At 70.8% G+C, this 17943-nt stretch carries 12 protein-coding genes; 9 read left to right on the forward strand and 3 right to left on the reverse strand.

The window, feature by feature from the left end:
• Positions 1–187: 187 nt before the first annotated feature.
• Together WQ53_RS11950 and WQ53_RS11955 are read right to left on the reverse strand one after the other, a co-directional pair.
• Positions 188–2674 carry an ABC transporter permease gene (locus WQ53_RS11950; protein ID WP_052632680.1) on the reverse strand — a complete coding sequence of 829 codons (2487 nt, stop codon included), beginning with the start codon at positions 2672–2674 and terminating at the stop codon, positions 188–190.
• Positions 2671–3351: an ABC transporter ATP-binding protein gene (locus WQ53_RS11955; RefSeq protein WP_428992247.1), complete on the reverse strand. Its 681-nt coding sequence runs from the start codon at positions 3349–3351 to the stop codon at positions 2671–2673. The genes WQ53_RS11950 and WQ53_RS11955 overlap by 4 nt, the downstream gene beginning before the upstream one ends.
• 4 nt (positions 3352–3355) lie before the next feature.
• On the opposite strand from WQ53_RS11955, the gene WQ53_RS11960 reads away from it, so the two are divergent.
• The 9 genes from WQ53_RS11960 to WQ53_RS12000 all read left to right on the forward strand — a co-directional run bounded on the left by WQ53_RS11960 (position 3356) and on the right by WQ53_RS12000 (position 16125).
• Positions 3356–4066, forward strand: coding sequence for an arylesterase (locus WQ53_RS11960; protein WP_052632682.1), 711 nt, complete (start codon positions 3356–3358; stop codon positions 4064–4066).
• Between the two features lie 837 nt (positions 4067–4903).
• The gene (locus tag WQ53_RS11965) at positions 4904–5623 is read left to right on the forward strand and encodes a response regulator transcription factor (RefSeq protein ID WP_052632684.1); all 720 of its coding nucleotides are present in this window, start codon (positions 4904–4906) and stop codon (positions 5621–5623) included.
• A gap of 139 nt (positions 5624–5762) precedes the next feature.
• Positions 5763–7058: a sensor histidine kinase gene (locus tag WQ53_RS11970; protein ID WP_052632686.1), complete on the forward strand. Its 1296-nt coding sequence runs from the start codon at positions 5763–5765 to the stop codon at positions 7056–7058.
• A 66-nt stretch (positions 7059–7124) separates the two neighbouring features.
• On the forward strand, positions 7125–8678 hold the full coding sequence (locus WQ53_RS11975; RefSeq protein ID WP_052632687.1) for an efflux RND transporter periplasmic adaptor subunit: 1554 nt from the start codon (positions 7125–7127) through the stop codon (positions 8676–8678).
• Positions 8675–9394 carry an ABC transporter ATP-binding protein gene (locus tag WQ53_RS11980; RefSeq protein ID WP_052632689.1) on the forward strand — a complete coding sequence of 240 codons (720 nt, stop codon included), beginning with the start codon at positions 8675–8677 and terminating at the stop codon, positions 9392–9394. Before WQ53_RS11975 ends, WQ53_RS11980 begins: the two co-directional genes overlap by 4 nt.
• A complete protein-coding gene (locus WQ53_RS11985) occupies positions 9391–10623 on the forward strand; it encodes an ABC transporter permease (protein ID WP_052632691.1) in 1233 nt (410 codons plus the stop codon). Before WQ53_RS11980 ends, WQ53_RS11985 begins: the two co-directional genes overlap by 4 nt.
• Positions 10624–10670: 47 nt before the next feature.
• Positions 10671–12233, forward strand: a complete 1563-nt coding sequence (locus WQ53_RS11990; protein ID WP_052632693.1) for a tetratricopeptide repeat-containing sulfotransferase family protein — start codon at positions 10671–10673, stop codon at positions 12231–12233.
• A gap of 236 nt (positions 12234–12469) precedes the next feature.
• The gene (locus tag WQ53_RS11995) at positions 12470–15019 is read left to right on the forward strand and encodes a TonB-dependent receptor plug domain-containing protein (RefSeq protein WP_052632695.1); all 2550 of its coding nucleotides are present in this window, start codon (positions 12470–12472) and stop codon (positions 15017–15019) included.
• A gap of 137 nt (positions 15020–15156) precedes the next feature.
• Positions 15157–16125 (forward strand): class I SAM-dependent methyltransferase, encoded by a 969-nt coding sequence (locus WQ53_RS12000; protein ID WP_052632696.1) that lies wholly within the window; start codon positions 15157–15159, stop codon positions 16123–16125.
• On the opposite strand, the gene WQ53_RS12005 is transcribed toward WQ53_RS12000, so the two are convergent.
• A complete protein-coding gene (locus tag WQ53_RS12005) occupies positions 16071–17909 on the reverse strand; it encodes a tetratricopeptide repeat-containing sulfotransferase family protein (protein WP_052632698.1) in 1839 nt (612 codons plus the stop codon). The two genes, WQ53_RS12000 and WQ53_RS12005, sit on opposite strands and share 55 nt — an antisense overlap.
• Between the last annotated feature and the right edge of the window lie 34 nt (positions 17910–17943).

Genomic DNA, 17943 nt, shown 5'->3' on the forward strand with positions numbered 1-17943 from the left:
CTCCCTCCGGGAGAGGGGTTGGGGAGAGGGTACGGCGAAGCTGCGGAAGTTCAGACGTTCTCGTTTCGCCGTACCCTCATCCGCCCTGCGGGCACCTTCTACCCCGAGGGCACCTAGTCCCGGAGGGAGAAGGAAAAAACTGCATTTCGACCGTTGGCGGCACAGGCTCCCCTTTGCCAACGAGCCGTCAGGACTCGCGCAGCGCCAGCGCCGGCGGCGTGCGCAGGATCCGGCGCGTACCCGACCAGCCGGCCAGCAGGCTGAGCAGCACGCCACCGGCGCCGCCGGCCAGCAGCGAGCCCCACGGCGGCGACAGCGCCAGCTCGAACAGCTGCCGCGACACCAGCGTGCCGATGACCGCGGCCGCGCCGACCGCCAGGATCGCCGCGAGCAGCCCCAGCGCGCCGAACTCCACCAGCACCGCGCCGCGCAGCTGGCCGTGGCGCGCGCCCAGCGTGCGCAGCACCGCGCTGTCGTAGCGGCGCTCGCCGGCGGTGGCCTGCAGCGCCGCCAGCAGCACCAGCACGCCGGCGGCCAGGCTGAAGCCCATCACCAGCTGCACCGCCTGCGACACCCGCTCGATCACTTCGCGCACGCGCTGCAGGATCGCGTCGATTTCCAGCACCGAGACGTTGGGGAATTCGCGCGCCACCGGCGCCAGCGCGGCGGTGCGCCCGGACGGCAGGTGGAAGCTGGAGATCAGGCTGTACGGCGCGTCGCCGACCGCGCCGGCGTTGAGCAGCAGGAAGAAGTTGACCCGGAACGAATCCCAGTCGGCCTTGCGCAGGCTGGTCACGGTGAAGGTGCGTTCCTGCTCGCCCAGCAGCAGGGTGACGGTGTCGCCCAGCGCCAGTCCGTAGCGTTGCGCCCAGCCCTCCTCGATCGAGGCTTCCTCGGTACTGCTGCCGGGCTCCCAGAAGCGGCCGGCGGTCAGCGTGTTGGCCGGCGGGAAGGTGTCGCGCCAGGAGAAGTTGACCGGGCGGTTGGAATCGTCGTCATCGCCGTCGGCCTCCCGCTGTTCGTGCCGCGGCGGCTGGCCGTTGATCGCCACCAGCCGGCCGGTGCCGAACGGCTGCAGGTCCGGATCGGCCACGCCGATGCCGCGCAGGGTGGCGTCCACCGCGCCGGCCTGGTCGCGTTGCACGTTGAGCAGGAAGTGGTTGGGCGTGTCCGGCGGCAGGCGCTCGCGCCACTGGCCCAGCAGCCCGGGGCCGATCACCGCCAGCAGCAGCAGCGCGCACAGCGACAGCGACAGCCCGACCAGCTGCACCACCGCCAGCGCCCGGCGCCGGGTCAGCGCGGCCAGGCCCAGTTTCCACGCGCCGCGCACGTGGCGCTGCAGCCGGCGCAGCCCCCACAGCAGCGTGGCGCCGGCCAGTGCCGCCAGCACCGCCAGCGCGCCCAGCCCGCCCAGGATCCACAGCGCCAGCTGCAGGTCGCCGGTGGCGTACACGGCCAGCGCCACCGTCGCCGCCAGTGCGGCCAGGTAGGCCAGCAGCGAGGCCGGTGGCAGCGCGGCGAAGCTGCGGTTGAGCACCCGCATCGGTGGCACGCCGCGCAGGCGCAGCAACGGCGGCAGGCCGAAGCCGAGCAGCAGCAGCAGGCCGATGCCGGCGCCGCTGAGCATCGGCATCGCCTGCGGCAGCGGCAGCCGCGCCGGGATCAGGCTGCCCAGCACTTCGACCAGGGCCATCTGCGCGAGCATGCCCACGCCGATCCCGAGCGCGCAGGCCGGGATCGCCAGCATCAGCAGCTGCAGCGCCAGCGCGGCCAGGACGTCGCGCTGGCGCGCGCCCAGGCAGCGCAGCACCGCCACCGTGTCGATCCGGCGCAGGGCGAAGCGGTTGGCGGCCAGCGCGGTGGCCACGCCGGCCAGCAGCACCGCCAGCAGCGCCGACAGCGCCAGGAACCGGCCGGCGCGGTCGAACGAGTTGCGCAGGCCCTGCTGCGCGTCCTCAAGCGTCACCAGCCGCATGCGGCCATCGAGTTGCGGCTGCAGCCATGCGCGGAACGCGGCGATGTCGTCGGCCTCGCCGGCGAACATCAGCCGGTAGGAGGCGCGGCTGCCGGGGCCGAGCAGGCCGACCCGGTCGACGTCGGCGCGGTTGACCAGCAGCGGCGGTGCCATCTGCAGCAGTTCACCGGAGGCGTCGGGTTCGGCCAGCAGCACGCGGGCGATGCGCACTTGGCCGCTGCCGAACTCGATCGCGTCGCCCACCGACACGCCGAGCGCATCGAGCAGGCGCGGGTCGGCATAGGCCTCGCCCGGCGCCGGCGCACCGGCCGGCTCGCCCTGCAGCCCGCTGGCATCGCGCCCGGCCAGCAGCTGCCCGCGCAGCGGATAGCCTTCGCCCACGCCCTTGACCGTGGCCATCTGGCTGGCCTCGCCGTGGAACAGCACGCTGGGGAAGGCGACCATGCGCACGCTGCGCAGCCCCCGCTGACGGGCTTCTTCGGCCAGTTCCTCGGGCGGGTCTTCGCGGCCGCGCACGCCCAGGTCGCCGCCGACCACTTCGGCGGCGCTGGCGGTCAGCGCCAGCGTCACCCGGTCGACCAGGGTGCCGACCGCGGTCATCGCCGCCACGCCCAGGGCCAGCGCCGCGAACACGGTCAGCAGGTCGCCGGCGAGGAACTCGCGGCGCAGCGAGCGCGCCGCGTGCCGCAGCACGTTCATGCGGCGCTTCCATCGTCGGCGGGCCCGTCGAGTGGCTGCAGGCGGCCACCGTCGAGGCGATGCACGTGCCGGCAGCGCCGCGCCAGCGCCAGGTCATGGGTCACCAGCACCAGGGTGGTGCCGTGGTGGTGGTTGAGCTCGAACAGCAGGTCGCTGACGTGCTGGCCGGTGGCCTGGTCGAGGTTGCCAGTGGGCTCGTCGGCGAACAGGATCCGCGGCCGGCCGACGAAGGCGCGGGCCAGGGCCACGCGCTGCTGCTCGCCGCCGGACAGCTGACGCGGATAGTGCCGGCGGCGTTTCTCCAGCCCCACCGACTCCAGCACCTCGCGGACCCGCACCGGATCCTCGTGCCCGGCCAGTTCCAGCGGCAGCGACACGTTCTCCTCGGCGGTCAGCGAGGGCAGCAGGTGGAAGCTCTGGAACACGAAGCCGACCTCGCGCGCGCGCAGTGCCGCGCGTTGCTCCTCGTCCAGCGCATCCAGGCGTTGCCCGGCCAGGGCGATGCTGCCGCGGCTGGGCAGGTCCAGTCCGGCGAGCAGGCCGAGCAGGGTGGTCTTGCCCGAGCCGGAGGCGCCGACGATAGCGACGGTGCCGCCTTCATCGACGGTCAAGTCCACACCGTCGAGAATCCGGACTTCGCCCTCGGGCCCGGTCACGGACTTGCCGACGCCGTGCACGGCGATGGCGGTGGCTATGCTGGAGGCGGTCGTGGACGAGGTATCGATGGGAGGCTCCGGAATGCGGACGATGGGTCGGGGGACGGGCTGGCGATGGCTGGCCTGCTGGCTGCTGCTGGCAGGATCGCTGCTGGCGCCGGCGCTGGCCTGTGCCAGAGGTCCGGTTGGCGGCCCGGTGCTGGTGCTGGGCGACAGCCTCAGCGCCGAGCACAACATACCCGCAGGCTCGGGCTGGGTCAGCCTGCTCGAGCGCCGGATCGCGGCGCAGGTCGCTTCGCCGCCGCAGGTGGTCAACGCCAGCATCAGCGGCGAGACCACGGCCGGCGCGCTGGCGCGGCTGCCGGCGCTGCTGGAGAAGCACCGGCCTTCGGTACTGGTGATCGAGCTGGGCGGCAACGACGCGCTGCGCGGCCTGACCCCGGCGCAGTTGCGCGCCAACCTGGAGCGGATGATCGTGCTCGGCCGCGATGCGGGTGCGCGGGTGCTGCTGCTGGGCATCGACGTGCCGCCCAACTACGGTCCTGCCTACCGCGAGCGGCTGCGCCAGGCCTACGCCGAGCTGGCGCAGAAGCACGGGGCCGGCCTGGTGCCGTTCTTCCTGGAGGGCGTGGCGCTGCAGCCGGGCCTGATGCAGGGCGACGGCCTGCACCCGACCGCCAAGGCGCAACAGCGCCTGCTCGACAACGTCTGGCCGGCGCTGCAGCCGTTGCTGTAGGTCAACCGCACCGCAACCGCAAAGTCAAAAGCGCCGGGCGTGGTCGGCTTCGTGCTGAGCCGTGGCAGGCAAAGCCAAAGCCGCCAGCCTCCTATTTTGGCGTGGCCGTGGCGACGGCCCGGACCTTCTCGCAACGGGTGAGGTTCGGGGGGGCGCGGTATTGCGGTCGTCTCGACGGCACATCCCTGTGCCGACTCGCCGACGTGGCCATCCCTGGCCACTGCCGCAATACCCCCGGCCCGCCACGTCTTCGGCAGCTTTGGGCGCGTGGCTCCGTTCACAGGCAATGACCAGCGCACCGCTTTTGTAGGAGCGGGCATGACCGCGACCCGACGCCGTCGGCCCAGGCGACGCCCCCGTGATTCCGACGCCCGTGTCGCGGTCATGCCCGCTCCTACAAAAAGGCAGCGTCGTGCCGCAGGCGAAGGGGAGGGCCGGGGAGGGGTGCCGTTGCTGTTGCCCCCCAGATCGAAGCTACGACCTGAAAGCTCCCGAGGCCGCCGTGCCCAGGGGTCTGGCGCATCGCTCCGCTCCGGCGTGCTGCCTCCGAGTCGCGAACGCAGCACATCCCTGTGCTGCTTGCGCCAGACCCCTGGGCACGGCGGCCCCATCCGAAGCCGACGCTTTTCGCTTCAGGCCGGCAGGAGCCAGTCCCCCCGAAGCCGACGCCCTTGCCTTTGGCCTCCGAAGCTCGCGCCTTTGCCTTTCTTCAGGCTCTGTTCCAATCGACGCGGTCAAGAAAGAGGCAACCACCCGGCCCTCCCAACCTATAGCCTTCACACGCCATCCACCCCGCCTCGGGCAGGGTTCACAAAGCTGAAAACACGGAGCGGTCACATGCGTCAGGGCAAAGAGACCTCGGGGCTGGTGCTGGTCGTCGAGGACAATCGCAACATCTCCGAGATGATCGGCGAATACCTCGAGAGCCGCGGCTTCGAAGTGGACTACGCCGCCGATGGCCTGGACGGCTACCGTCTGGCCGCCGAAAACAGCTACGACGCAGTCGTGCTGGACCTGATGCTGCCGCGCCTGGACGGGATCGAGGTCTGCCGGCGCCTGCGCAGCGACGCTCGCAAGTCCACCCCGGTGCTGATGCTCACTGCCCGCGACACCCTGGACGACAAACTCACCGGCCTGAGCCACGGCGCCGACGACTACCTGACCAAGCCGTTCGCGATCCAGGAGCTGGAAGCCCGGCTGCGCGCGCTGATCCGCCGCGAGCGTCGCCAGGTGGGCTCGGAGGTGCTGACCGTGGCCGATCTGGTGCTCGACCCGGTGAGCATGCGCGTCACCCGCGGCGACGCCGAACTGCAGCTCTCGCCGATCGGGCTGAAGCTGCTGACCATCCTGATGCGCGAATCGCCGCGCGTGGTCAGCCGCCAGGAGATCGAGCGCGAGATCTGGGGCAACAGCCTGCCGGATTCGGACACCCTGCGCAGCCACCTCTACAACCTGCGCAAGGTGATCGACAAGCCGTTCGACCGGCCGCTGCTGCACACCGTACAGAGTGCGGGCTACCGTGTGGCGGACATCGCCCAGCCGGTGGCGGCCAACTGAGCCAGTGGTCCCGGTGGCTTGATGGAGGGGGTAGGGGTGTACCTGGGGTGATGCCGCGATGGCCGCAGCGCAGTGGAAAATCACGCCAGGTCGATCCCTCCCTGCCTACACTCGGCAGCCTCGCTCCACACGCCTTCCCATGCCCCACGGCCTGCCCAGGAAAATCCGGATCGCCTTCATCGTGCAAATGGTGATGGCGAGCCTGGCGATCCTGGTCGCTTTTTACGTGGTCGCCATACTGTTCAAGTTCGGCTTCATCCAGGCCACGCTCCGCGACGAGGCCAGCCACTACTGGCAGCTGTACCAGGCCTCGCCCGCGCAGCCACCGCCCAACAACTTCGCCCTGCGCGGCTACCTGGTCGAGGCCGGCTACTCCAATCTTTCCCTGCCGGCGGGACTGAGGATGCTGGAACCGGGCTTCCACGACCTGGCCGATGACGGCCAGCTGGTCTGGGTCGACCGGCGCGACGCCGGCACGCTCTACCTGGTCTACCTGCGCGAACAGGCCACCCGGGTCGCGCTCTGGTTCGCGGTGCTGCCGGCGATGCTGGCGCTGTTCGCGATCTACGGCGCGACCTGGCTGACCTACAAGGCCTCCAAGCGCATGGTCTCGCCGGTGGCCTGGCTGGCGCGCCTGGTCTCGCGCTGGGACCCGCGCCATCCCGACATCGGCGCGCTCGCGCCGGACCGGCTGCCGGCCGACATGGAGGGCGAGGCGCGGCAGCTGGCGCGCGCGCTGCACGTGCTCGGCGGGCGGGTCGAGGCGCAGCTCGAGCGCGAACGCAACTTCACCCGCGACGCCAGCCACGAGCTGCGCACGCCGCTGACCGTGATCCGCGTCGCCAGCGACATGGCGCTGGAGGAGCCGGAGCTGTCGCAGCGGATGGTCCGCAGCCTGCAGCGCATCCAGCGTTCCGGCCGCGACATGGAGGCGGTGATCGACGCCTTCCTGATCCTGGCGCGCGAATCGGACATCGAGCCGCAGAGCGACTGGTTCCAGGTCTGCGAGGTCGTCCTGGAGGAGGCCGACAGTGCCCGCACCCTGCTCGGCGACAAGCCGGTCGTGCTGGAAGTGCACTGCAACGCCAAGCCCCAGCTGTACGCGCCGCCGCGGGTGCTGCACGTGGTGATCGGCAACCTGCTGCGCAACGCCTGCAGCTACACCGACCGCGGTACGGTGGAGGTGACCGTGGATGCGGACAGCGTCACCGTGCGCGACACCGGCATCGGCATGGCTCCGGACGCCCTGGCCCGGGCGTTCGAGCCGTTCTACCGCGCCGCCCCGGAACGGCCGATGGGGACCGGCCTGGGCCTGTCGATCGTGCGGCGCCTGTGCGAGCGGTTCGGCTGGATGGTGGAGCTGGAAAGCACTTTGGATACCGGCACGGTCGCCCGGGTGCGCTTCGCGGCGCAGCCCGGCGGCGCCGCGAAGTAGCGCGCGCCGCGTCAACCCGGCGCCCGCCTGCGCGTTAGAGTGTGCGCCCCCCTCAAGAATGCGCGCATGAGCCGATCCTCCCGTCCGCAGGCCAACCGTTCCCGCTCCCTGCTGTTCCGCGCCGGGACCGCCATCGCCGTACTGATCCTGCTGGGCGCCGGAATCTGGTTCTGGCGGCAGCACCAGGCCGCCGGCGCCGAGGGTGCCTTCCGCACCGCGCCGGTCGAACGCGGCAACATCCGGGTGTCGATCTCCTCGACCGGCACGCTCAGCGCGACCTCCACCGTCATCGTCGGCAGCCAGATCTCCGGCCAGGTGACCGAGGTGCTGGCCGACTTCAACGACCGGGTGAGCAAGGACCAGGTGCTGGCGCGGATCGACCCGAAGACCTACGAGGCCCAGATCGAGCAGGGCAACGCCCAGGTCGCCAGCGCGCGTGCCAGCCTCGAGCAGGCGCTGGCGACCCAGCGCAACGCCGAGCTGGATTACCGGCGCAAGTCCGAGCTGGTGCAACGCCAGCTGGTCGCGCGCAGCGACGTCGACCTGGCGCGGGCCGCGCTCGACCAGGCCAACGCCCAGGTCGCCTCCGCCCGCGCCCAGATCGGGCAGCAGACCGCCTCCACCCAGGCCACCCGGGTCAACCTCGAGCGCACCGTGATCCGCTCGCCGGTCGACGGCGTGGTCCTGACCCGCAGCATCGAGCCGGGCCAGACCGTGGCCGCCAGCCTGCAGGCGCCGGAACTGTTCACCATCGCCGAGGACCTGGCGCAGATGAAGATCGAGCTGGCGGTGGACGAGGCAGACATCGGCCAGGTCCAGCCCGGGCAGGGCGTGGCCTTCACCGTCGACGCCTTCCCCGATCGCCAGTTCCGCGGCCAGGTGCAGCAGGTGCGGCTGGCGGCGACCACCAGCAACAACGTGGTGACCTATCCGGTGGTGGTGGCGGTGGACAACAGCGACGGCACCCTGCTGCCGGGCCTGACCGTCAACGCCGAGATCGAGGTCAGCCGCCGCGACGACGTGCTGAAGGTGTCCAACGCGGCGCTGCGCTTCAAGCCGGCCGACCAGGCCGCGGCGGGCCCGGCGGCGATGGCCGGCGGCATGCGCGGTGGCGCGGGCATGCTCGACGACCTCGCCGGGTTCGTGGCCACCCTGGAACTCACGCCGGCCCAGCGGGCGGCGTTCGACAGCGACGCCGCCACCGCGCGTGCGCGCCAGGAGGAGATGCGCAAGGCGATGGAAGCGGCGATCCAGAACGCGCAGCGGTCTGGCGCGACGGGCGCGTCCGGTGGCGGCATGCCGCCCGGCATGGTCGTCATGCGCGGCGGGCCGGCGCAGGGCGCGGCCAGCGGCCAGATGCGCCAGCGCACCCTCGAGCGCTTCCAGCAGAACTTCGCCGGCTTCCTCGGCACGCTCGACGAATCGCAGCGGCAGGCGTTCGAGCGCGAGATCGCGGCCCTGGCCGGCGCGCGCCGGGTGATGGTCCACCGGCTGGAAAACGGCAAGGCGGTGCCGGTGCAGGTGCGGGTCGGCGTCAGCGACGGCAGCAGCACCGAGATTTCCGGCGGGGTGAAGGAAGGCGACCTGCTGGTCACCGGCGAGCGGGCGGCCACGCGATGATCCCCGGCGCCGAAGCCGTCACCCCGGTCATCCACACCATCGGCCTGGGCAAGGTCTATTCGCCCGGAAGCGAGGCCGAGGTGGTGGCGCTGAGGAACGTCGACCTGAGCGTGGCCGCCGGCGAGTTCATCGCGATCATGGGCCCGTCCGGTTCGGGCAAGTCGACCCTGATGAACCTGATCGGCTGCCTGGACACGCCCAGCGCCGGCCGCTACCTGTGCGACGGCGTGGACGTGTCGACGTTGGACGCCGAGGAACTGGCGGCGCTGCGCCGCGACAAGATCGGCTTCGTGTTCCAGGGCTTCCACCTGCTGCCGCGGATGAGCGCGCTGGACAACGTGGCCATGCCGCTGGGCTATGCCCGGGTGCCGCCGGCCGAGCGGCGCGAGCGGGCGCGCGCGGCGCTGGAGGCGGTGGGCCTGGGCGCACGCGTGGACCATCGGCCGAACGAACTGTCCGGCGGCCAGCAGCAGCGGGTGGCGATCGCGCGCGCGCTGATCAACCATCCGTCGATCCTGCTGGCCGACGAGCCCACCGGCGCGCTGGACAGCCGCACCGGCGAGGAGATCCTGGCCCTGTTCAAGCGCCTGCGCGACGATGGCCACACCGTGGTGCTGATCACCCACGACGCCCATGTCGCCGCCCACGCCGACCGCATCTGCGAGATGAGCGACGGCGAACTGCACGAAGCCGCACGCGGGGAGGTGGCCACATGAGTTTCCTGGACGTCCTGCGCACCGCGATCTTCGCCCTGCGCGGCAACTGGATGCGCAGCGCGCTGACCTCGCTCGGCGTGATCATCGGCATCGCGGCCGTGATCGTCATGGTCTCGGTGGGGCAGGGCACCCAGGCCGAGATCGACCGGCAGCTGGCCGGGCTGGGCGCGCAGAAGCTGGACATCGGCCCGCAGGCGCAGCGCAGCATGGGCGGCGTGCGGATGAGCGCGAGCAGCTTCTTCACCCTGACCGAGGGCGACGCGGCGGCGATCCGCGAGGACATCCCCGAGGTCCAGTACGTATCCGGCTCGCTGCGCGGCAGCAACCAGATCGTCTATGCCGAGACCAACTGGTCGACCAGCTGGCAGGGCATCCAGCCGGATTTCCTGCAGATCAACGGCTGGCAGATCGCCAACGGCGCTGCGTTCGAAGCGCAGCATTTCAACGGCGAGAAGGTCGCGATCATCGGCGAGACGGTGCGCCGCGAACTGTTCGGCAGCGGCACCGGGATCGGCGAGACCGTGCGCATCGGCCGCACCAACTTCACCGTGGTCGGCACCCTGGCGCCGAAGGGCATGAGCGGCTTCGGCCGCGACCAGGACGACGTGGTGATGGTGCCGCTGGACACCGCGCGGCGCCGGCTGATGGGCGCGATGGGCCTGCCCCCGGGCGCGGTGATGGACATCTCGCTGGCGGTGGCCGACGCGCGCGACCTGTCCTACGTGCAGGGCGAAGTCGAGTCGCTGCTGCGCCAGCGCCACCGGATCGAGCCGGGCAACGCCGACGACTTCCAGGTCCGCAACGTCTCCCAGCTGGTGGCCACCCGCACCCAGACCACCCGGCAGATGTCCTGGCTGCTGGGCGCGGTGGCGACGATCTCGCTGATCGTCGGCGGCATCGGCATCATGAACATCATGCTGGTCTCGGTGACCGAGCGGATCCGCGAGATCGGCCTGCGCCTGGCGGTGGGCGCCGGGCCGACGGACGTGCGCCGGCAGTTCCTGGCCGAGGCGATGCTGCTGTCGCTGGGCGGTGGCGTGCTGGGGATCGTGTTCGGCGTCGCCGGCGCGCTGCTGGTCGGCCAGTACAACACCGAGCTGCCGATCCAGCTCAACGGCCGGGTCATCACCCTGGCGGCCGCGTTCTCGGTGGCCACCGGCCTGTTCTTCGGCTACTACCCGGCACGCAAGGCCTCGCAGCTGGATCCGATCGAGGCGTTGCGGCAGTAGCCGGTGGCGGGCTGACATAATGCCCGCCGGTTCCAGCCGGAGCATGCATGCATCCGAGGTCGATCGAGGCGTGGCGTCGCGCCGAAGCGGCCGCGAGGAGCGGCGCGGAGGCCGCCCGCGCCGCCTACGAAGGAGTGCTGGACCAGCCCGAGCTGGTGGTGCCGGCGCGCCTGCGCCTGACCGACCTGGAACTCGAATGCGGTGCGGTACGCGCCGCCACGGCGCAGGCGCTTGCCGGCTTCCGCGTGCCCGAGTCCGACCCGATGCTGCTGCTCGAGCTGGCGCGAAGGCTGTTCGGCCTCGGCGAGGTCGCAGCCGGCCTGCAATGCCTGCGCTCGCCGGCGATCGCCGCCGCGACCGCTCCGGGCGTGCATGCCGACGCGGGCAGGATGCTGTGCGAGCTGTCCTTCTACGACCTGGCCCGGGAGCGGCTGGAGCAGGCCCAGCGCCTGGGGCTGCGCACGCCGCGGCTTGCCTATCTGGGCGGAATGGCGCGGATGTATTGCGGCGCGATCGATGCCGCCGAGGACGCGTTCGAGGCGTGCCTGCACCTGGATCCCGACTTCATGCCCGCGGCGCGCCTGCTGTCCACACTTCGGCGGCAGACCCCGGAACACAACCATGTCGACCGCCTGCGCGCCGCGCAGCGGCGCCTGGGCGATGCGCATGCCTTCGCGCCGCTGGTGCACTACGCGCTGTTCAAGGAGCTGGACGACCTCGGCGACGCCGAGGCCGCCTGGGTGCACCTGGCGCGCGGCATGGCGACGCGCCGGGCGCAGATCGGCCACGGCGAGGACGCCGAGCGGGCACTGTTCGCCGCGCTGCGGCGGTGGCGTGGCGCGGCCGCGGCGGAGGCCGTCGGCGAGGCCGCCGGTCCCGTGCCGATATTCGTGGTCGGCATGCCGCGTTCGGGCACGACCCTGCTCGAACGCCTGCTGGCAGCGCATCCGCAGGTGGCCGACGCCGGCGAGCTGCGCGACTTCGTCTGCCAGCTGCGCTGGTGTTGCGACCGGGCGGGTGGCCCGCACCCGGACGCCGGGTTGATGGCGGCCTCGGAAGGCATCGATCCCGCGCTGCTGGGGCGCCGCTACATGGAGCATGCCGCATGGCGCGCCGATGGCCGCGCCTGTTTCATCGACAAGCTGCCTTCGAATTTCCTGGTCACCGGGCCGATCGCGGCCGCGCTCCCGCAGGCGCGCATCATCCACATGGTCCGCGACCCGATGGACAGCTGTTTCTCCAATCTCAAGGCCCTGTTTGCCGACGCCTACCCGCACAGTTACTCGCAGGAGGAAATGGCCCGCCACTACCTGCGATACCGCGGCCTGATGGCGCACTGGGAGCGGGCGTTCCCTGGCCGGATACTCGAAGTGCGCTACGAGGCGCTGGTCGCCGATCCGGAGGCGGAGGCCAGGCGGGTGCTCGGATTCTGCGGCCTGCAGTGGACGCCCGAGGTACTGGGTGACCGGGCGCGCAAGGGCATGGTCGGCACCGCCAGCACCGTGCAGGTGCGCGAGCCGATCCACGGGCGGTATCTGGGACAGTGGCGGCGCTACGCCCGCCACCTCGTGCCGCTGCAGGAGGCACTTGCCCGTGATATTCCTGAATAGAACATCAATCGGAATCGATTTATTTTTCCCGCTTGGCACGATGTCGACATGTTCGATGCTTTTTCCCGATCTTTTCCGTGAAGAAGATTTCACATGGGTCGACTACTTGTCTTGCGACAACATTAAGGAATTGCTAACTTCCGGTGCAGCCGGTTCGGGCTCCCTCCCCGTCCGGCGCCCCATTTCCTGATGCGCTGCCAATGCATCGGGAAGCCCCTTTAAAGCTGGAGAGAGTAATGATGAAGTTCAACCGCAATCTGCTCAGCGACGCGGTGCGCTACGGCCTGTTGGCCGGCCTCGCCGGCGTCGTCGCGGCCCCCGCCGCGTTCGCGCAGGAAGCCGAGGACGCCGAGACGAGGACCCTCGACCGCATCGAGGTCACCGGTTCGCGCCTGAAGCGCGCCGACATCGAGGGCGCCGTGCCGGTCATCGTGATCGACCGCGCCTCGATCGACGCCACCGGCGACGTCTCGGTCGCCGACGTGCTGCGCGACAGCACCTTCGCTTCCTTCGGCAACTTCCGCCCGCAGTCCGGCAGTTCCGCCCAGTCGCTGGCCACCGTCGACCTGCGCGGCCTGGGTTCGGGCCGCACCCTGGTGCTGGTCGACGGCCGCCGCGCCCCGACCAACCCGATGTCCGCCTCGTCGGGCGCCGACCTCAACGCCATCCCGCTGGCTGCTGTCGAGCGCATCGAGATCCTGTCCGACGGCGCTTCGGCCGTGTACGGTTCCGACGCGATCGGCGGCGTGGTCAACATCATCCTGCGCAAGGACTTCAACGGCGCCGAGCTGCGCTATGGCTACGGCCAGACCGCGGTGCAGGGCGGTGACCTGGAAGACGTCTCGGCGGTCTTCGGCACCTCCAGCGACCGCGGCCGCCTGATCGGCGGCGCCTCGCACTCCAGCCGCGGCATGGTGTTCACCCGCGACCAGATCGGCGGCAACGTCCTGGGCGTGTCGACCTACGGCAACAACTACTACGACTGGGATACGGAAGGTCCGGCCCCGGTTCCGGGCTTCTCCTGCGACTCGAACGGCTTCTGGACCCTGTCGAACGGCCTGTGCTCGTTCGACTTCAACTCGGTGGCGGCCAACGAGGCCTCGGTCGACAACACCTCGGTGTTCGTCCGCGGCGACTACCAGATCAACGACGACTGGACGGTCTACCTGACCGCCACCACCACCAAGGTCGAGACCTTCGGCCGCTACGCGCCGGTGCCGGGCGTGATCCGGGTCGAGGACGGTACCCCGAACGACGTGGTCCAGGGCGACGACCTGCCGACCTACTTCTACCACCGCTTCGCCGCGGCCGGTAACCGCGACAACTTCACCGACACCACCAACAACGACTTCCTGCTCGGCTTCCAGGGCCAGCTGACCGACACGGTTTCGGTCGATTTCGGCGCCCGCCGCACCTCGTACAAGTTCATCGAGACCGGCCGTGGCTACGTGATCTCCAGCCTGGCCGAACTGGCGGCCAACGCCGGCGACTACATCCTGACCGATCCGTTCGGTGCGGATCCGGACGTGCTGAACGGCTTCACCGCGACCATCGGCCGCAACTCGTTCTACAAGAGCTCTGAGTGGTTCGGCAACGTCAACTTCGACCTGTTCGAAATGGGCGGCGGCATCTCCAACGCCGTGGTCGGCGCCGAGTACCGCGAAGACCGCTTCGCCGACGTCTACGACTCGCTGTCGCAGGCGGGCGTGGTGCTGGGTTCCTCGGGCGGCTCCTCGGGCGGCGGTCGCGAAGTCGCGTCGGTCTACTTCGAGTGGCTGCTGCCGTTCAGCAGCACCTTCGACATCACCCTGGCCGGCCGCTACGACGACTACAGCGACTACGGCAGCGACTTCTCGCCGAAGGTCGCCGCGCGCTGGCAGCCGCTGGAGAACCTGACCGTCCGCGGATCGTGGGGCCAGGGCTTCCGCGCCCCCGGCCTGGACATCCTGACCCAGGCCCGCACCTTCTCGGCCGAGCCGGTCAACGATCCGCAGTCCTGCGCCGCGCTGGGCCAGCCGACCACCTGCCAGCTGCAGGTCGACACCTACTTCATCGCCAATCCGCAGCTGGCCTCGGAGCAGTCCGACCAGTTCGCATTCGGCCTGGTGTACGACCCGGTCGACTGGCTGGACCTGAGCGTCGATTACTACAACATCCGGGTCAAGGACACGATCTCGGAGATCAGCGCCCAGGACATCATCAACATGAACCTCAACCCGGCCGAGTGGGGTGAGATTCCGGCGGGCCTGAGCATCACCCGCCTGCCGAACGGCCGCATCACCGAGATCGTGGCCGGCTACGCCAACGAGGGTGACCTGGAGACCGACGGCATCGACTTCCGTGCCAATACCGACTTCGACTTCGGTGGTGCGGGTCGCCTGCAGAACCGCCTGACCGTGTCGTGGATCAACAAGTACGACGTGACCACGATCAACGGCGAAGTGGTCGAGTACGCCGGCCGCCTCGGCTACCCTGACCTGCGCGCGAACCTGGCGAACGACTGGAGCTTTGGCGACTGGACCTTCACCTGGAACGTCAACTACATCGAAGGCCAGCAGAACCCGCCGACCGCCAGCGGTGCCCCGGGTTCGTCGGTGGGCGGCTACGCCACCAACGACCTGCAGGTGGCCTGGCAGGCGCCGTGGAACGGCAAGGTCGCCGTTGGTGCGATGAACGCCGGCAACCGCTATCCGGAGCTGGTCGCGTTCGACGGCCGTCCGTGGAACTTCTACCTGTACGACGCTTACGGCCGTACCGTGTACCTGCGCTACACGCAGACGTTCTGATAACGCTCCACTTGCGGTACCTGGAAGGCCCCGGAAACGGGGCCTTCTTTTTTGCGCGAAGCGGTTTCGGTGCGCGGGCAGCCGCGCTTGGCAGTGCGGGATTTCGCCTCCATGCTGTGCCACAGACGGGAGGACGGATGAGCGAAGGCGACGACGAGCGACGCAGGGCCTGGACCCGCTACTGGTCCAGCGGCCGCCTGCATTCCTGCGCCGGTAGCTACGCGGGCAACTACGAAGGCGCGATCGGTGCGTTCTGGCGCGGCCTGGCGGGGGAATTGCCGGAGCGGGCGCGGGTCCTCGACCTGGCCACCGGCAACGGGCCGTTGCCGCTGCTGCTGTGGGAACTGCGCGGCGACGCGCTCGCGGTCGACGCGGTCGACCTGGCGGCGCTGGCACCGGCCTGGTATCAGCCGGCCGTGCACCGCGGCGTGCATTTCCATTCCGGCGTGCAGATGGAAGTGCTGCCATTCGGCGACGCATCGTTCGATTGCGTGGCCAGCCAGTTCGGTTTCGAGTACGCGGACAGGCCGCGCGCGCTGGCCGAGTGCCTGCGCGTTTCGCGGCCGCACGCGCGGCTGGCGTTGGTGATGCACCACGCCGGTTCGGTGCTGGTGCGGGTCGGGCGCGAGGAACTGGCGCACCACGCGCGGCTGCTGGCCGACGATGGTCTGCTGCCGGCCGCGCGCGCCGTGCTGCCATGGATCGCGCGCGCGCGGGCGGGCGTGGCGGCCGGCGATCCGGCCGCCGCGGCGGCGCGCGAGCGCTACAACCGCGCCATGCAGGCACTGGCCGGCGCGGCGCAGGCTTCGCCCACTCCGGACCTCCTGCTCGAGGCGCGCGAGCAGGTGCACCGCCTGCTCGCGGGCGTGCATGCCGGCAGCGCCGACGATGCGCTGGTGGCGCTCGACGCCTATGCCGACGAACTGGAAGGCGCGCGCCTGCGCACCGCCGAGATGGTCCGGCACGCGCTGCAGCCGGAGCAGGTGGAGGAGATCGCGCAGCGGCTGCGCGAGGCGCGGCCCGGCATCGAAGTGCGGACCGCGGAACTGGGTCAGCGCGAGGGCGTGCTTGCCTGGTCGCTGGTCGCTGCGCCGGCGGCGGGATAGGCATCCGCCTCCAATACTTCCAGCAGCGGGGCGAGGTGGTCCGCGTAGTGGCGCCAGCGGCCGATCGAGCGGGTGTAGATCGGCTGCTTGACCTGCCAGCGGCTTGGCGTCTGCACGCCGCGCTCGCTGCGGTGGAATTCGAGGCAGGCGGGATCCCACGGCAGCCCGGCGAACTCGATCAACCGGCGCGCCTGCGGCTCGGGCCGGGTGGCCAGTTCCTCGTAGTGCAGCTCGAGGATCGGCAGTGCCAGCACCGCCTGCCAGTGCCGCATCAGCCGGGTCTGCAGGTTGATGTAGTGGCCGATATCGTCCAGCCGGGTGGCGAGCTTCTCCTCGAGCGAGAAGTTCTCGCCATAGATGGAGACCGCGATGTCGCGCGGATCGCGCCGGCACCAGACCACGCGCGCGCGCGGGAAGAGCAGGGCGATCAGGCCCAGGTGGAAGAAGTTCAACGGCGCCTTGTCGACCAGGCGCAAGGCGCCGGCCGGTGCATTGCGGGTGGCCGCGCGCAGGTAGCGTTCCGCCGCCGACTCCAGTGCTTCGTCCGCGATCGCATCGATGCAATCAGGCCATGACTGGCCCGGTCCGGCGCTGGCAGGCAGGCGGCGCGCGATCAGGGCGATGTCCGGCAATTCGCCGCCGCCGTGGCCGGAGGGGTGGGCCGCCAGGATCTGTTCGGTCAGGGTGGTGCCGCTGCGCGGCATGCCGACGATGAACAGTGGTCGCGGATCCGGGCTGCCGGGCCAGCGCGCGCTGCGCGCAGCCAGGCGTGGGCGCGTGAGTGCCTCGAGCGAGCGCTGGATCTGGCGCTCGAAGGTCGGGATGTCGCCCGCACCGGTCATGCGCCGGCGTGCGGCATTGGCCTGGTGCCAGCTGGCCATGGCGTCGGCATGCTGGCCGCGGCCGTCGAACACCTTGCCCAGTTCGTAGCCGACCAGCGCACGGTCCGGATCGGGCAGGTCGTCGCGCGCCATCAGGCTTCGTGCCTGGGCGACGAGCGTCTCGTCGGCGCGTGCACGGTCCAGCCCGAGCAGGCCGCTGACCGGGAACGCCCAGTCCGGCCGTTGTGCGAGCGCCGCGCGGTAGGCTGCGCGTGCCGCATCGCGGTCGCCCAGGTCCTCCGCGGTCTGGGCCAGTGCCATCCACAGGTCGCCGGCGCGTGGCGCCTTGGCGGACGCGCGTTGCAGCAGCTCCAGCGCCTCGCGGTGCCGGCCGAGCCGGTTGAGGGTCTCGGCGCTGCGCAGCACCACTCCCGTGTCGTCCGGGCGCAGCTGCAGCAGGGCCTGCCACATGGGCAGGGCATCGTCGGGATAGCCGGCGTGGAATTCCGACTCGGCAAGGGCTTCCAGGATGCGCGGATGGTCCGGTGCCAGCGTGCGTGCCCTGCGCAGCGCCTGCAGTGCCTCGCCGTGGCGTCCCAGGCGCTGCAGGGCAAGCCCGAGCAGGAGCCAAAGCTGCATGTTGTCGGGTTGCTGCGGGGCGATGGCCTGGAAGTGGGCGAGCGCCTGGGCGTTTTCGCCTTCGTGGGCAAGCAGGCAGGCGTACTGGAAGCGCACCGAGGCATCGCCCGGTGCCAGCTCCGTTGCCTGGCGCATGCAGGCCAGCGCCAGGGCAGGGTTGCCGAGACGCATGGCGGCCTGGGCGACCGCGCCGTGCACCGCGGCATCGCCGCCGGCCTGCGCTGCCGCCTGCCGCAACAGTTCCAGGGCGCTGGCAGTGTCGCCGTTGCGTTCGAGGAGAAAGGCCTGCTGCAGGATGCCGGCAAGCGGCCCGGAAGCGGTCATCGATCAGGAAAGCCGTCGCTGGGGACGCGCATTA

Origin of the sequence: Pseudoxanthomonas suwonensis, assembly GCF_000972865.1 — a bacterium.
Lineage (GTDB): Bacteria > Pseudomonadota > Gammaproteobacteria > Xanthomonadales > Xanthomonadaceae > Pseudoxanthomonas > Pseudoxanthomonas suwonensis_B.

Bases quoted from the DNA above. Each gene is read 5' to 3' on its own strand.
- WQ53_RS11950 (WP_052632680.1), bottom strand. From the start codon at position 2,674: ATGAACGTGCTGCGGCACGCGGCGCGCTCGCTGCGCCGCGAGTTCCTC.
- WQ53_RS11960 (WP_052632682.1), top strand. From the start codon at position 3,356: ATGGCGGTGGCTATGCTGGAGGCGGTCGTGGACGAGGTATCGATGGGA.
- WQ53_RS11965 (WP_052632684.1), top strand. From the start codon at position 4,904: ATGCGTCAGGGCAAAGAGACCTCGGGGCTGGTGCTGGTCGTCGAGGAC.
- WQ53_RS11970 (WP_052632686.1), top strand. From the start codon at position 5,763: ATGCCCCACGGCCTGCCCAGGAAAATCCGGATCGCCTTCATCGTGCAA.
- WQ53_RS11975 (WP_052632687.1), top strand. From the start codon at position 7,125: ATGAGCCGATCCTCCCGTCCGCAGGCCAACCGTTCCCGCTCCCTGCTG.
- WQ53_RS11980 (WP_052632689.1), top strand. From the start codon at position 8,675: ATGATCCCCGGCGCCGAAGCCGTCACCCCGGTCATCCACACCATCGGC.
- WQ53_RS11985 (WP_052632691.1), top strand. From the start codon at position 9,391: ATGAGTTTCCTGGACGTCCTGCGCACCGCGATCTTCGCCCTGCGCGGC.
- WQ53_RS11990 (WP_052632693.1), top strand. From the start codon at position 10,671: ATGCATCCGAGGTCGATCGAGGCGTGGCGTCGCGCCGAAGCGGCCGCG.
- WQ53_RS11995 (WP_052632695.1), top strand. From the start codon at position 12,470: ATGATGAAGTTCAACCGCAATCTGCTCAGCGACGCGGTGCGCTACGGC.
- WQ53_RS12000 (WP_052632696.1), top strand. From the start codon at position 15,157: ATGAGCGAAGGCGACGACGAGCGACGCAGGGCCTGGACCCGCTACTGG.
- WQ53_RS12005 (WP_052632698.1), bottom strand. From the start codon at position 17,909: ATGACCGCTTCCGGGCCGCTTGCCGGCATCCTGCAGCAGGCCTTTCTC.